Origin of the sequence: Homoserinibacter sp. GY 40078 (assembly GCF_008017545.1) — a bacterium.
Classification (GTDB): domain Bacteria; phylum Actinomycetota; class Actinomycetes; order Actinomycetales; family Microbacteriaceae; genus Homoserinibacter.
On sequence record NZ_VRTZ01000003.1, the window covers coordinates 67987 to 82459 of the forward strand.

Here is a 14473-nt window from a genome sequence, read left to right on the forward strand (position 1 = left end):
CGCGTCCGGGGTCTGCGGGGGCCGGGCGCCTAGCGTGAGAAAGCTGTCATCATCCTCGCCCGTCAGCGCGTGGCGCCGAAGAGCGGACGGTGCAGCACCCCCGCGAGGAGTCCCCCGACGAGCGGCGCCACCAGGAACACCCACAGTTGCCCGAGTGCCTCCGGCCCACCGAGCAGAGCGGGCGCGATCGATCGGGCGGGGTTCAGCGAGGCGTTGCTGATGGGGATCATCACGAAGTGCAGCATCGTGAGCCCGAGACCGATCGCGAGAGGCGCGAAGCCGGCGGTCGTGGCACCAGCTGCGGTAACGCCCAGAACGATCGTCACGAACAGGAACGTGGCGACGATCTCGGCGATGAGGACCGCCCACAGCGTGAACCCCGCGGGGGAGTGCCCATCGAATCCGTTCGAGACGGCACCGAAGTCGATGGTCTTGCCGCTCACGATTCCCCACAGGCCGAAGGTGAGGACGGCGAAAATGGCGCCGACGATCTGGGCCACCCAGTAGGGGAGCACGTCCACCCAGCGCGAGCGACCCGCCACCGCGGCGCCGAGCGTGATGGCCGGGTTGAAGTGCCCGCCCGAGATATGCCCCACGGCGTAGGCGGCGGCGAGCACTCCGAGGCCGACGCCCAGCGCCACCGGGAGGGCGCCTCCGTTGTCGGGGGTGAAGAAGAGGGCTGCGCCGAGGACGGCGAAGACGAGGACGTAGGTACCGAACGTCTCGGCGATGAGGCGTCGGACGAGGGGTGCGGGGGCGGCGTCGTCGCTCATGTGTCCATTCCCTTGTCGAGGTGGTGGTGGGACGCCGTCAGGCTACTCCGATGCGCCTCCCCGCGGCACGAATTCTTGTTTTGAGTCATTCACGATATGGTCGTATTGTGCATCACCCCGCAAGCCCCGTCGACCGCCTCCGGCGGGCCGGACTCCGGGTCACGTCGCCTCGCGCGGCCGTTCTTGAAGCGGTCGATGCCCAGCCGCACTCCGACGCCGAGTCACTTGCTCGGGCTCTCAGCGCCGACCATCCGCGACTCTCCGTCCAGTCGGTGCACAACGTGCTGCGCGCGCTCACCGACCATGGCCTCGTCCGGCGTATCGAGCCTGCCGATTCGGCCGCGCTCTACGAGTCGCGCGTCGGCGACAACCACCACCACGTGGTCTGCCGTGGATGCGGCGCCGTGGCCGACGTCGCGTGCGTCGCCGGCCACGCCCCCTGCCTTGAGCCGTCGGACGCCGGCGGCTTCGAGATCGACCTCGCCGAGGTCGTCTTCTGGGGTATGTGCCCCGAGTGCCGGGCGACCGGCGTGGTTTCACCCAACACCGTCGAATCTCCGAGGAGGAGCATCCGTGACTGACACCGAATCGCCCATCGTCACAGGCGACGAGACCCCCGCCGAGGGGTGCCCCGTCGTACACGGCGAGCAGCCGCGACCCACCCAGGGCTCCGGCAACAGCGTGTGGTGGCCGAATCGGTTGAACGTCAAGATCCTCGCCAAGAATCCCGACGTCGCGAATCCCCTCGGCGGCGGGTTCGACTACCCGGCCGCGTTCCGCTCGCTCGACCTCGACGCGGTGAAGGCCGACATCCAGTCGGTGCTGACGACCTCGCAGGACTGGTGGCCCGCTGACTTCGGCAACTACGGGCCGCTCATGATCCGCATGGCCTGGCACAGCGCGGGCACCTACCGCGCCGGCGACGGACGCGGTGGCGCGGGCGCCGGTCAGCAGCGCTTCGCCCCGCTCAACAGCTGGCCCGACAACGTGAACCTCGACAAGGCGCGACGCCTGCTCTGGCCGGTGAAGAAGAAGTACGGCCAGAAGATCTCGTGGGCCGACCTCATGATCCTCGCGGGCAACGTGGCGCTCGAGTCGATGGGACTGCGCACCTTCGGCTTCGCGGGCGGCCGCCCCGACGTCTGGGAGCCCGACGACGACGTGTACTGGGGCGCCGAGACCACCTGGCTCGGTACCGACAAGCGCTACTCGGGCGATCGCGAACTCGAGAAGCCTCTCGCCGCGACCACCATGGGTCTCATCTACGTGAACCCGGAGGGCCCCGAAGGCGTTCCCGACCCGGCGGCCGCGGCCCGCGACATCCGCGAGACCTTCGGCCGGATGGGGATGAACGACGAGGAGACCGTGGCGCTCATCGCGGGCGGTCACACCTTCGGCAAGACCCACGGTGCCGCGGGCGATGACGCGGTGGGGCCCGACCCCGAGGCGGCGTCGCTCGAGTCGCAGGGGCTCGGATGGGCGGGAGCGCACGGCTCGGGTCGCGGCGACGACACCGTCACCTCGGGTCTCGAGGTCACGTGGACCTACCACCCGACCCGCTGGGACAACGAGTTCTTCCACATCCTGTTCGCCTACGAGTGGGAGCTCATGACGAGCCCGGGCGGCGCCCAGCAGTGGCGACCGAAGGACGGCGCCGGCGCCGACATGGTGCCGCTCGCCCACTCGGAGGGCAAGCGCGAGCCCCGCATGCTCACGACCGACCTGGCGCTCCGCGTCGACCCCGACTACGAGAAGATCTCGCGCCGCTTCCGCGACGATCAGGAGGCGCTGTCGGATGCGTTCGCGCGCGCGTGGTTCAAGCTGACCCACCGCGACATGGGGCCGCTCACGCGCTACCTCGGCCCGGAGGTGCCGGACGAGATCCTCATCTGGCAGGACCCGATCCCCGAGGTCGACCACGGACTCGTGCAGACGGCAGACGTCGCCGACCTCAAGGTGCGCATCCGCGAGTCGGGGCTGACTGTCGACCAGCTCGTGCGCACGGCGTGGGCGTCGGCCTCGACGTTCCGTGGCGGCGACAAGCGCGGCGGCGCGAACGGTGCCCGCATTCGGCTCGAGCCGCAGCGCAGCTGGGCGGTCAACCGCCCGGAGGAGCTCGCCTCGGTGCTGTCGGTCCTCGAGGGGATCCAGGCGGACTTCGCGGCTTCGCGCAGCGACGGCGTGCGGATTTCGCTCGCCGACCTGATCGTCCTCGCAGGAGGTGTGGGCGTCGAGATGGCGGCGCACGCCGCGGGGCGCGACGTGGTCGTGCCCTTCCACCCGGGACGCACCGACGCGACGCAGGAGCAGACCGACTTCCACTCGTTCGGCTACCTGGAGCCCGTCGCCGACGGCTTCCGCAACTACACGGGCCCGGCGGCGCAACTGCCTGCCGAGCACCTGCTCGTCGACAAGGCGAACCTGCTGACCCTCAGCGCCCCCGAGATGACGGTGCTGGTCGGCGGCCTCCGGGCGATCGGCGCCACCTGGGACGGCTCGACGCACGGCGTGCTGACAGCGACCCCCGGTGTGCTCGACGCGTCGTACTTCGTGAACCTGCTCGAACTCGGCACCGAGTGGACGCCGCTCGATCCGGGATCCCACGCGTTCCGCGGCCGCGCCGCCGACGGCACGAGCTGGATCGGCACCCGCGCCGACCTGGTGTTCGCGTCGAACTCGGAGCTGCGCGCGGTCGCCGAGGTGTACGCGAGTGACGACGCAGCGGCGAAGTTCGTGGACGACTTCGTGGCGGCCTGGACGAAGGTCATGGAGCTCGACCGCTTCGACCTGCACTGATTCGATCCGCACTGACCGGCAGCGTGGAATCGCGGGGGCGGGTGGCGAGAGCCGCTCGCCCCCGTGGTGGCTATAACCGCCCCGCTGCCTTGAGCGCGAGGTAGTGGTCGGCGAGCGCCGGGGGCAGGTCCTGGGGTGCTCCCGTGACGACATCGCCGCCGAGGCGCCGGACCGCCGCCGCGACCCGTGCCTGATCAAGCAGCGCGCGCTCAGCGGCGGACGCGCGGTACACCTCCGCTGTGTCGCGGCGCTCGCGGGTGGCGGCCAGCACCTCCGGGTCGGTCACCGACGCGATGACCACCGTGTGATGCCGTGTCAGCTCGGGCAGCATCGCCAGCAGCGGCCGCGCACTCCCCGGTGCGTCGAGCGCGGTGAGGATCACCACGAGCGCGCGGTGCGTGGTGATCGAACGCACGAGTCCGGGCACCCCGTACCAGTCCGGCTCGATGAGCTCCGGTTCGATCGGGGCGAGCACGTCGACCATGCGGGCGAGCAGCTGCGCGCCGGTGGCGCCCTGCACGCGTCCCCTCACGCGCCGGTCGTAGACCGCGAGATCCACCCGGTCTCCCGCGCGGGTCGCGAGCGCCGCGAGCAGCAGACTCGCCTCGAACGCGGTGTCGAGGCGCACCTCGTCGGCGATCCGGGCCGCGGCGGTGCGTCCCGAGTCGACGATGAGCACGATCCGTCGATCCCGTTCGGGGCGCCAGGTGCGCACGACGAGCTTCGCGCCGCCGCCCGCCGGATCACGGCGGCGGGCGGTCGCGCGCCAGTCGATCGAGCGCACGTCGTCGCCGCGCACGTACTCCCGCAGGCTGTCGAACTCGGTGCCCTGCCCCCGCACCAGCAGGCTCGTGCGACCGTCGAGCTCGCGTAGGCGCGCGATCCGCGACGGCAGATGGCGGCGTGACGAGAACGGCGGCAGCACGCGCAGCACACCGGGCACCGTCTGCGTGCGCTGCCGGGCGACGAGGAACAGCGGACCCCACGAGCGGATCGTGACGCCCGCGGCGTGCAGCTCGCCCCGACGGATCGGCGTGAGGGTCGTCGTCACCTCCCGCCGCTCGGATGCGGGGAGCGCGATGCGGCGGCGGCGCGGCGTCGCCCCCGCGGACGGCTGCCACGCGTCGCGCAGCGTGCCGCGTACGGTGCGCCGCCCGGTGTTCGTGAGCGTGAGGGAGGTCGGCGTCAGCTCACCCAGCCGCGCGCGCGCCGGGACGTCACGCGTGATCCGCACCGCCGCAGGGGATCCGGCGAGCAGCAGGTCGACGCTCGCGGCGACGAGCAGGAACGCGCCCCAGACGCCGAGCCCCGCCCATCCGCCGAGCACGACGACAGGGATCGCGCCGACGGCGAGCGCGAGGACGAACCAACCCGAGATCGCCACGGCTCAGATGGGGACGCGCACCTGCTGGATGACCGAGCGGAGCACGGCATCCGTGCCGACCCCTTCGAGCTCGGCCTCCGGGCGCAGCTGGATGCGGTGGCGCAGCACGGGCAGCGCCATCGCCTGGATGTGGTCGGGGGTGACGCCTGCGGCGCCGGACAGCCACGCCCACGCGCGCGAGGCCGCGAGGAGCGCGGTGGCGCCGCGCGGGCTGACCCCGAGGCGCACCGACGGGCTCTGCCGGGTGCCGCGTGCGAGGTCGACGGCGTAGCCGAGAACGTCGGCGCTCACCGGCAGGTGTGCGACGTCGGCGCGCGCGGCGGCGAGTGTCGCGGCATCGAGCACGGGGGTCACGCCGGCGGCTTCGAGGTCGCGCGGGTCGAACCCTCCCGCATGGCGGGTGAGCACCTCGACCTCGGCGTCGCGCACCGGAAGATCGAGGACGAGCTTCAGCAGGAACCGGTCGAGCTGCGCCTCGGGAAGCGTGTACGTGCCCTCGTATTCGATCGGGTTCTGCGTCGCCGCGACGAGGAACGGCGAGGGAAGGGGGCGCGTCACACCGTCGGCCGACACCTGACGCTCCTCCATCGCCTCCAGCAGGGCCGACTGGGTCTTCGGAGGGGTGCGGTTGATCTCGTCGGCCAGCAGGATGTTCGTGAAGACCGGCCCCTCGCGGAACTCGAACACGCCGCTCTTGGGGTCGTAGACGACCGATCCGGTGATGTCGCCGGGCATCAGGTCGGGCGTGAACTGCACTCGGCGGGTCTCGAGAGACAGCGACCGCGAGAGCGCACGCACGAGCAGGGTCTTCGCGACGCCCGGCACGCCCTCGAGCAGCACGTGGCCGTTCGCGAGGAGGGCGATCAGCAGCCCGGTGACCGCGCCGTCCTGCCCGACCACCGCCTTCCCCACCTCGACGCGCACGCGCGACAGGGCATCTCGGAGCTCATTGGTGGTGGTCATGTCGTCCATTCTTCCGTGGCGGTCATCGGGGCCTCACGCTGTGCGTGAGGTCGCGTTCAAGCGTCGCGAGCTGGTCGGAGAGATGGACGACCGCTCGGTCGTTCCGCGCCTCCAGCGTGCGCAGCAGCGCATCGACGTCGGCAGGGTCGCGTCCGGTCGCGGCGGCGGTCGCGGCGATGACCGCGTCGTCGTCGGCGGTGCGCGGCAGCCCGAGGGTGCGCGCCAGGCGATCGATCGTCGAGCGTCTCAGGATGTCGATGGCGTGGCCACGCGCTGCACCGCGCTCGTAGAGGCGAGCGCGGCCCTCCATCGTCTCGCTCGCGCGCACCTCGACGGGCAGGTCCTCGACGACGACCGGCCCCATCCGGCGTCCGCGCCACAGGATCGCAGCGATGCCGACGAGCAACAGGAGCACCATGAGCGGCAGGTACCAGTCGGCCTGGCGGGAGGCGAGGGTGCCGGTGTCCGAGGCGACCACGAGATCGTCGAGTCCCGGCTGGTACCAGACGAGACGCCCGCGCTCGCCGAGCAGCCCGAGCGCGAGGGCTGCGGCGCCGTGATCGGTGATCGTCTCGTTCGCGAGCACGTCGCCGCTCCCGAGCACCGTGATCTGCGTGCCCGAGCGCTCGAGGCGCACGAGAGATGCCGCACCGCCGGGCGTCGGGAAGCAGCGGATGGCGTCGTCCGGGGCGTCGTACGCGTCGCCGGTCGCGATGATCGTCTCGGCGCGTTGGGCGGCCGGCAGCTCGCAGTCGGCATCCGCCACGCTTGCGGGGAAGCCGGCGTACACCACCTCCGGCACGATGGCCTCGAGCGCCGCGTCGCGCGGCTGCACGAGCAGCACGGAGTCGGTCAGGTCAGCGACGCGCGCGTACGCGTCCGCGCCGAGCATCCACCAGTCGTCGTCGAGTAGGAGCGTCGTATCGCCGCCGTGCCCACGCGTCTGTGCGGTCGCCTCGGAGATCGAGTGGACGACGACGACCTCCACCCCCTGATCTCGCAGGACCTCCGCGACCGCGCGTGCGCCGGTCGGCGACGCGTCGTCCGGATCGCGTTCGTGCAGTCCCACCGACTCACCCCGTGACCCTGCCCAGACCGCGAGGACGACGAGCACGACCAGTATGCCGAGCGCGACCCATCCGGCGGCCGCGCCGGCTCGACCCCTCACGCCTCGACCTCCGCCGGTCGGAGTTCGGGCTCGGTCGCGGCCCGGCGCTCGCGATCGATCGCCGCGTCGAGGGTGGCCAGTCGCTCGTAGCGGGCCGCGTCTCCCGGGTCGCCGAGATAGCGCACGGCGTCGAACTCGTCGGCCGCAGCCGCAAGCGCGCTCGCGTGGGTGGGGAGTGCGGCTCCCGCCCGTCGCGCCACGTCGTGGGCCGTGCTGCCGGGCAGGCTCGTGACGAGTGAGCGCTCGTGCAGCGACCGTGCGAGCGCTCGGAACCGTTCCGCGATGGCCTCCGCCCACTGTCCGCGACCGGCGGCGGCATCCGCGGCGCGACGCATCGCCGCCGCATCCCGAACGTCGTCCGCCTCGAACACGTCGGCCTCGGAGGTGACTTTGCTGCGGGCGCGGAGGCGGGGCAGCCCGAAGACGAGGAACGCGATGACCAGCACGGCCGCGGCCACCGCGATCAGCACGCCCAGCCAGAGGGGTGCGCCGCCGCCGTCGCCGCCGATCGAGGAGAAGAAGCGGCCGAGGGCGTCGAGGAGGTCCTCGAGCCACGTGGGCGAGGCGTCCTCTCCGCCCGTGCCGTATCTCGCCTGCGACAGCTCGTCGCGCAGCAGTTCGCGCGCCTCTTCGGCGTCCGGATCCAGGGGGATGCTCGAGGTCATCGTCACGACCATGTCGCGCCCTCCGGAGTCGTGGCGGCGCGGGCGGCTGGCGTCTGAGACGTCGGTGCCGTGTCGGGGGAGCGGTAGGGGTCTGCCTCGGTCGGATCGAAGTGCGTGGACGGCCGACGCGTCTCCATGAACCGGGCGAGCATCAGGTCGAGGCCCTCGCGGCGCATCCGCTGGTCGAGGTAGAGCACGGCGTCGGTCGAGGTGACGATCACGAGCGCGACGGCGGAGATCACCGCTACGACGATCGCGGCGACGACGGTCGTGATCTCTGAGATCGTGAACAGGTCGCCCTCGTCGCCGTTGCCCGCGAGCACGAACCCGAGCCACTGTCCGAGAAGTTGGACGGGCGTCGTCACAATGCTCGTCGCGACGGCGATCATCACGCCGACGAGCAGCCGGATGCCGAACACGCGCCAGAACCAGCCGGAGCCTCGGGTGAGCCCCCAGGCCCGCCGGAGAGCCCGGGCGAGCACCAGGCGCTCGACGACGAGCACCTGCGGCACGAAGGCGAGCCGGGTGCCGAGCCAGACGAGAAGCACCGTCGCCCCGGGGTACAGCACCACCGTGACGATGACCGCGGCGACCGGGTTCGCCAACGCCGCGCTCGCGAGCACGAAGGCACCGGTCAGCCCGCCCAAGACGAGCACCGCGAAGACCAGCACCGCCCACCCGATCGTGCGGCCGAGAGCGCCACGGGTGCGGCGACGCAGACCGCGAACGGTCAGTCGCCGCCCGACGACCGCGTGCGCGACCTCCGCGGCCGACAGGCCGCGCTGAACGATCGCGGTCGCCTCGCCGAGCGCGGTCGTCGACACCCACACGAGAAGACCCGCACCGAATCCGTTGAGCCAGCCGTACAGCTCGGCGCCGGTGCGACGAGAGCCGAGTGCGTCGAGCACCGCGGGCGCGAGCAGGTCAGAGAGAGCGAACGACCCCAGAGTCGCCACGAGCGAGAGCAGGATGGCGGGCCCCATCGTCACCTGCGGGTTGTGTCGAAGTGCGCGGATGCCACCGCCGATGATCTGCCCCAGAGTCAGCGGACGCAGGGGGAGGAACGGCTCGCGTGGCGGGGGAGCCCAGCTGGGGGCCGGGAATCCGCCACTCGGCTCCGTCACCCGGCCTCCGATCGTTCGCGAGGGACGCTCACTCGCCTGCGGGATATGCTCCCACACCACGGCTAGTGTTGTCAGAACCGAACAGCCCGTGTGGGACGAGACGGAGCGAACGAGGTCAATGAACGCGCGCATTCTCGTGGTCGACGACGACCCGGCGATCGCCGAGATGATCGGCATCATCCTCGACGGCGAGGACTTCGAGACGATCGTCGCGGCCGACGGGCGCGCCGCCATCGACGCCTTCCGCGAGGAGCGGCCCGACCTCGTGCTGCTCGACCTCATGCTCCCGGGGATGAGCGGCATCGACGTGTGCCGCACGCTGCGCGCCGAGAGCGGTGCCCCGATCATCATGCTGACCGCCAAGGGCGAGCCCATGGACGTCGTCCAGGGGCTCGAGTCCGGTGCGGACGACTACATCGTGAAGCCCTTCAACCCCAAGGAGCTCGTCGCGCGCATCCGCGCCCGCCTGCGGCCGAGCCTGCCCGACACGACCGAGCGCATCCAGATCGGCGACCTCGTGATCGACGTGCCCGGCCACGAGGTCCGGCGCGGCGACGCGCGCATCGGGCTCACTCCGCTCGAGTTCCAGCTGCTGCTCGCGCTCGCGGCGAAGCCGCAGCAGGTCTTCACCCGCGAGATGCTGCTCGAGCAGGTGTGGGGCTACCACTACAAGGCCGACACGCGGCTCGTGAACGTGCACGTGCAGCGGCTGCGCGCCAAGGTCGAGCACGACCCCGACAACCCGCGGATCGTCACCACCGTGCGCGGAGTCGGCTACCGCGCGGGCGCCGTCACCTAGGGGCCTGGCGTGCGGTGGGACTGGCGCGCCTGGCGGGACCGCCTGGTCCACGTCTGGCGCGGCTCCCTGCGCGCGCGCACGATCGTCATCACCGTGGTGCTCTCGGCGATCGCGGTCACGGTCATCGGCGTCGTGATCTCGACCTCCGTACGGTCGAACCTCTTCGACTCAAGGCGCGAGCAGGTGATCTCGGAGGCCGGGCGCGCCACGGAGCAGGCACAGCAGATGTTCACCTCGGCCGAAGGGCTCGGCGAGAGCGTCGACGTCGAGGCGACGGTCAGTTCCGCGATCCAGGCCGTGCAGCTCTCGACCACGGCCGCCTACACGGCGCTCCTCTGGGAGCCCGGACAGGACATCCCACAGGTCGTCGACAACCGTGCGAGCCGCGACTTCCTCGATGCGTACGCGACGCCGCAGCTGCGGGCGCAGGTCTCGTCCGGCGGCGTCGAATCGATCTCGTGGCAGTCGGTCGCCCTGGTCGACGGCGGGGGAGCAGACCCCGGCATCACGACGGGATCACTGCTCGACACCTTCTCCGGCGGCCGCTACCAGCTGTTCCTCGTCTACGACCTCTCCGACGTGCAGCAGACCCTCGATTTCGTGCAGTCGACGCTGCTTCTCGGCGGCATCGCGCTCGTCGTGCTCTTCGGGGGCGTCGCGTACCTCATCGTCCGGCTCGTGGTCGGTCCCGTGCGCATCGCCGCCGACGTGTCCGAGAAGCTCGCGGAGGGCGACCTCGAAGAGCGCTTGCCCGTGCGGGGGGAGGACGAACTGGCGACGCTCGCACGCTCGTTCAACCGGATGGCCGACAGCCTGCAGACCCAGATCCGACGCCTCGCCGAGCTCTCGCGGGTCCAGCAGCGCTTCGTCTCCGACGTCTCGCACGAGCTGCGCACGCCTCTCACGACGATCCGTCTTGCCGGCGACGTGCTGTACGACCAGCGCGAGCGCTTCCCGGCGCCCACGGCGCGCACGGCCGAGCTTCTGCACGCACAGGTGGAACGGTTCGAAGAGATGCTCTCGGATCTTCTCGAGATGAGCCGCTACGACGCCGGCGCCGTCGAGCTCGAGACCGATCCGACGAACCTCGTGCGCCTCGTCGAGGAATCCATCCAGGCGGTCGAACCGCTCGCACGGGAGCGGGGGACCGAGATTCGCCTCGTCGCGCCGGGCGGTTACTTCGAGGCGGATGTCGACGTGCGCCGCATCCGCCGCATCCTTCAGAATCTGCTCGGCAACGCCATCGATCATGGGGAGTCGAAGCCGATCGTCGTCTATGTGGATTCCGACGAACGCGCCGCGGCGATCGCGGTGCGCGACTACGGCATCGGGATGGAACCGCAGGACGTGGAGCGTGTGTTCGACCGCTTCTGGCGCGCCGACCCCTCGCGCCAGCGCACCACGGGGGGCACGGGACTCGGACTCGCGATCTCGCTCGAAGACGCCGCGGTGCACGGGGGCGAGCTGGCGGTGTGGTCGGAGCCCGGCGGGGGCAGCTGCTTCCGTCTCACCTTGCCGCGTCGGCGCGGCGATGTGCTCGACGGCGCATCGCCGCTCGGACTCCCGCCGGATGGCGAGGTGCCCGCATGAGCGGCTGGGCACGGACGTCCGTGCTGCGGTCGGCGGGCGTCGCCCTCGTCGCCGCACTGCTGCTCGCCGGGTGCGCGGGCATTCCGAACGCGGGGCCCGTCGGCTCCGAACCGATCGGCGCGGACCAAGACGGCGACGACCTCATCTCGCTCCCCGAAGGGCCGCAGACGGGAGCCACACCCGACGAACTGCTGCTCGGATTCCTCCGGGCGCAGCGCTCGCCCAAGAACGACTTCATCGTCGCGCGCGACTACCTCACCGACGAGTTCCGCACCGAGTGGCGGCCGACCTCGAACGTGCTCATCTCCGACACCGCGGTCGTGCCGGTCGCCGTCGACGAGGACAGCTACACCGTGTCGGTGCGGGTCGATGCGGTCGTCGGAGCGCACGGCGACTACGCGGATCTGGCGGAGCCGCAGAACGAGACGCTCGCGTACGAGTTCGCGAAGAACGCCGACGGCGAGTGGCGCATCTCCTCGGCACCCGACGGATCGCTCCTGCCATCCGGGCGATTCACGGTCGCCTTCAGCGCGTCTCCGCTGTACTACTTCGACCCGAGCTATCAGTACCTCGTGCCGGACCTCAGGTGGTTCCCGGATACGCCCTCGCGAGCGGACCGGATCGTGACGGAGCTGCTGCGCGGCCAGTCGGACTGGTACGGGCAGGGGGTGCTCGTGACCGCCTTCCCGGCCGGGAGCGCCGTCGAGAGCGTTCAGGTGGCCAACGGGGTCGCCACCGTGGATCTCTCCGGAGACATCGCGACCCAGCCTGAGCTCGCGCGATGGCGGATGCAGCAACAGCTCGCTGCGAGCCTTGCGACCCTCACCGATTCGAGTTCGGTGCAACTGACGGCCGACGGCTTCGCGGTCACCGTGGGTGATCGCACCTCGGTCGACCGGGTGCTCGCCGTCTCGCAGAAGACGCTCGGCGGCACAGGCGACGCGTTCGGCTTCCTCGCGCGCGATGCCGTCGAGACCGTGCCGGGGCTGTCGCGGCCGGTGCAGGGGCTCGACCCCCACGGGGCGACACTTGCGCGGGATGCCGAGTCGGCAGCGGTGCGCGCGGATGATGGTGCCTGGCTCGTCGAGGCGGGCGACGATCCGCTCCGGGTGGACGGCCGGTCGAATCTCATCGATCCGGGAATCGACGACCTCGACTACGTGTGGACCGTGCCGGCCGACGAACCCTCGGCGATCGTCGCCACCGGGGCGGACGGCGTACCGCATCCGGTGTCGGCGCCGTTCCTCGACGGCACGGCGCGCACGCTCGATGTGTCGCGGGAAGGTGCCCGGCTGCTCGTGGCGACGCGCGTCGGAGACACCTCGGCGGTGTGGATGATCGGCATCGTCCGCGATGCCGACGGGGTTCCGACGGGCCTGGGCACGCCTCTTCAGCTCGTGGTCCGCGACGCGCCTCTCATCGACGCTGCCTGGGTCGATGCGTCGACGATCGCCGTGCTCTCGGGGTCGGACGGCGAGTCGCAGGTCGAGCTCTACCGCATCGGCGGGCGCGCGGAGTCGTTCGGCGCCCTCGACGGCGGCGTGCAGATCGTGGGAGGCAACACCGCGGACGGCATCCGGGTGCGCGACGCCGATGGCGACGTATGGCGTCGCACCTCGAGCGGTGGATGGCAGTCGACGGGGATCGTCGCCTCCTTCCTCGGCACGCAGCAGTAGGCACTCTCCCCAGCCGTACCCCCTGGGGCCGCGAGGATGCGGTCGTCGCACCAGGATCGGCGGATGGATCGAGCACTCGTCGCAGGCCTCCGCGAAGCGATGCGCGACGCGCTGGCGATCGTGTCGCCTGTCGAGTGCGCCGGATGCCGTGCTCCGGATCGGGAGCTGTGCGGCCGCTGCCAGCGTGCGCTCGCACCCGAGCCGGTACTGGTCACGACTCCGGGCGGGCTCACCGTCACCGCCGGGGCTGCCTACGAGGGGGTGGTCGCCTCCGTGCTCCTCGCCCTCAAGGCGGGACGCACGCCGCTCGCCTCCGCGCTCGCCCCGCTCCTGCGCTCGGCGCTCGCGGAGATCGATGCTGACCCGCGCACCCCACTCTGCCCGGTGCCGTCGTCGAGATCCGCGTGGCGTCGTCGTGGCTTCGACCCGGTGCGGGTCGTGCTCGCCCGGGCCGGGCTCGAGGGAGTTCGGGCGCTTCACCCACCTGCCGCCAGGCCTCAGCAGAAGACCCTCGATCGCGCGGCGAGGTCGCAGAACATGGTGGGTGCGCATCGGGCGCGCGGTTCGTTCGCCGGCCGTCGGGTGCTCCTCGTCGATGACATCGTGACGACCGGTGCGACCCTCGACGAGGCCGCAAGGGCCGTTCGCGCTGCGGGCGCCGTGGTGCCGGCAGCGGTCGTGATCGCCGCCACGCCGCTCTCGGCAGGAACTGTCTGAACTCACAGCATCCGCAGGACGAAAGTCGGGTGACATCCATGGTGGCGACGACTACGGTGGGCGAAAAGGCGCGAAGGAGACGACCGCCTGATCCGATGGGCGGCACTTCGGCTGGATCAGGGAGGTCACCATGGATGTCACCATCAGCGGACGGAATGTTCGGATCCCGGATCGGTTCGAGGATTACGTCACCGAGAAGTCCGAGAAGATCGAGCACCTCGCGCCCCGCGTCCTCGCCCTCGAGGTGAAGGTCTGCCGGCACCACGAGACCAAGGGATCGAGCGGCGATGACCGCGTGGAGCTGACCCTCGTGGGGCCTGGGCCCATCGTGCGCGCGGAGGCGGGTGCGTCGGACAAGTACGCGGCGTTCGACGTGGCGTTCGACAAGCTGGTGGAGCGCATCCGCCAGGCGAAGGACCGCCGCAAGGTGCACCGCGGCCAGCGTCGGCCCACCTCGCTGCGCGAGGCCACGGCGGATGGCTTCAGCGCCGTCGGACTGCACGCCGCACCCGTCGATGTGATCGAGAAGGTCTCGACGGGGGCGATCGACGTCGTGACCTCCTCCGAGGACGAGGAGTGGAGCCCCGTCGTCATCCGCGAGAAGGTGTTCCCCGCCGAGCTGATGACCGCCGAGGAGGCGGTCGACCGCATGGAACTCGTCGGGCACGACTTCTTCCTCTTCATCGACGCGCGGACGGATCGTCCGAGCGTCGTCTATCGACGGAAGGGCTGGGACTACGGCGTGATCGGACTCGAGCAGCAGGAGCTCGCGCTGGCGGCCTCGCGCTAGGAGAGGGTTCAGCCCCTCTCCAGCGCGC

The 14473-nt window shown here is 71.2% G+C and carries 13 protein-coding genes; 7 read left to right on the plus strand and 6 right to left on the minus strand.

Translation table 11 applies throughout. The annotated features are described in order from the left end of the window. Positions 1-62 precede the first annotated feature (62 nt). Positions 63-773, minus strand: a complete 711-nt coding sequence (locus FVQ89_RS13600) for an aquaporin (RefSeq protein WP_147902535.1) — start codon at positions 771-773, stop codon at positions 63-65. Positions 774-880: 107 nt separating this feature from the next. On the opposite strand from FVQ89_RS13600, the gene FVQ89_RS13605 reads away from it, so the two are divergent. Both FVQ89_RS13605 and katG read left to right on the plus strand, forming a co-directional pair. Further along, positions 881-1354: a Fur family transcriptional regulator gene (locus FVQ89_RS13605; protein WP_255513627.1), complete on the plus strand. Its 474-nt coding sequence runs from the start codon at positions 881-883 to the stop codon at positions 1352-1354. After that, a complete protein-coding gene (gene katG / locus FVQ89_RS13610) occupies positions 1347-3569 on the plus strand; it encodes a catalase/peroxidase HPI (protein ID WP_147902537.1) in 2223 nt (740 codons plus the stop codon). Before FVQ89_RS13605 ends, katG begins: the two co-directional genes overlap by 8 nt. A gap of 70 nt (positions 3570-3639) precedes the next feature. Here katG and FVQ89_RS13615 read toward each other — a convergent pair whose 3' ends face one another. Genes FVQ89_RS13615 through FVQ89_RS13635 form a run of 5 tightly spaced genes read right to left on the minus strand, consistent with a single transcriptional unit; the run spans position 3640 to position 8873 of the window. Then, positions 3640-4953 (minus strand): DUF58 domain-containing protein, encoded by a 1314-nt coding sequence (locus FVQ89_RS13615; RefSeq protein WP_147902538.1) that lies wholly within the window; start codon positions 4951-4953, stop codon positions 3640-3642. Between the two features lie 3 nt (positions 4954-4956). Continuing rightward, positions 4957-5916 (minus strand): MoxR family ATPase, encoded by a 960-nt coding sequence (locus FVQ89_RS13620; RefSeq protein ID WP_147902539.1) that lies wholly within the window; start codon positions 5914-5916, stop codon positions 4957-4959. Positions 5917-5938: 22 nt separating this feature from the next. Beyond that, on the minus strand, positions 5939-7084 hold the full coding sequence (locus FVQ89_RS13625) for a DUF4350 domain-containing protein (RefSeq protein WP_147902540.1): 1146 nt from the start codon (positions 7082-7084) through the stop codon (positions 5939-5941). After that, positions 7081-7749 carry a DUF4129 domain-containing protein gene (locus FVQ89_RS13630; protein WP_255513628.1) on the minus strand — a complete coding sequence of 223 codons (669 nt, stop codon included), beginning with the start codon at positions 7747-7749 and terminating at the stop codon, positions 7081-7083. Before FVQ89_RS13630 ends, FVQ89_RS13625 begins: the two co-directional genes overlap by 4 nt. A gap of 2 nt (positions 7750-7751) precedes the next feature. Beyond that, positions 7752-8873: a hypothetical protein gene (locus FVQ89_RS13635; protein WP_147902542.1), complete on the minus strand. Its 1122-nt coding sequence runs from the start codon at positions 8871-8873 to the stop codon at positions 7752-7754. A gap of 118 nt (positions 8874-8991) precedes the next feature. On the opposite strand from FVQ89_RS13635, the gene mtrA reads away from it, so the two are divergent. The 5 genes from mtrA (at position 8992) to hpf (ending at position 14445) form a co-directional block, all read left to right on the plus strand. Further along, positions 8992-9672: an MtrAB system response regulator MtrA gene (mtrA, locus tag FVQ89_RS13640; protein ID WP_147902543.1), complete on the plus strand. Its 681-nt coding sequence runs from the start codon at positions 8992-8994 to the stop codon at positions 9670-9672. Between the two features lie 9 nt (positions 9673-9681). Then, a complete protein-coding gene (mtrB, locus tag FVQ89_RS13645) occupies positions 9682-11262 on the plus strand; it encodes an MtrAB system histidine kinase MtrB (RefSeq protein ID WP_147902544.1) in 1581 nt (526 codons plus the stop codon). Beyond that, on the plus strand, positions 11259-12938 hold the full coding sequence (locus FVQ89_RS13650) for an LpqB family beta-propeller domain-containing protein (RefSeq protein ID WP_147902545.1): 1680 nt from the start codon (positions 11259-11261) through the stop codon (positions 12936-12938). The genes mtrB and FVQ89_RS13650 overlap by 4 nt, the downstream gene beginning before the upstream one ends. A gap of 63 nt (positions 12939-13001) precedes the next feature. Continuing rightward, on the plus strand, positions 13002-13655 hold the full coding sequence (locus FVQ89_RS13655) for a ComF family protein (protein WP_187265048.1): 654 nt from the start codon (positions 13002-13004) through the stop codon (positions 13653-13655). 130 nt (positions 13656-13785) lie between these two features. Further along, a complete protein-coding gene (hpf, locus tag FVQ89_RS13660) occupies positions 13786-14445 on the plus strand; it encodes a ribosome hibernation-promoting factor, HPF/YfiA family (RefSeq protein WP_147902547.1) in 660 nt (219 codons plus the stop codon). Positions 14446-14473: the final 28 nt, after the last annotated feature.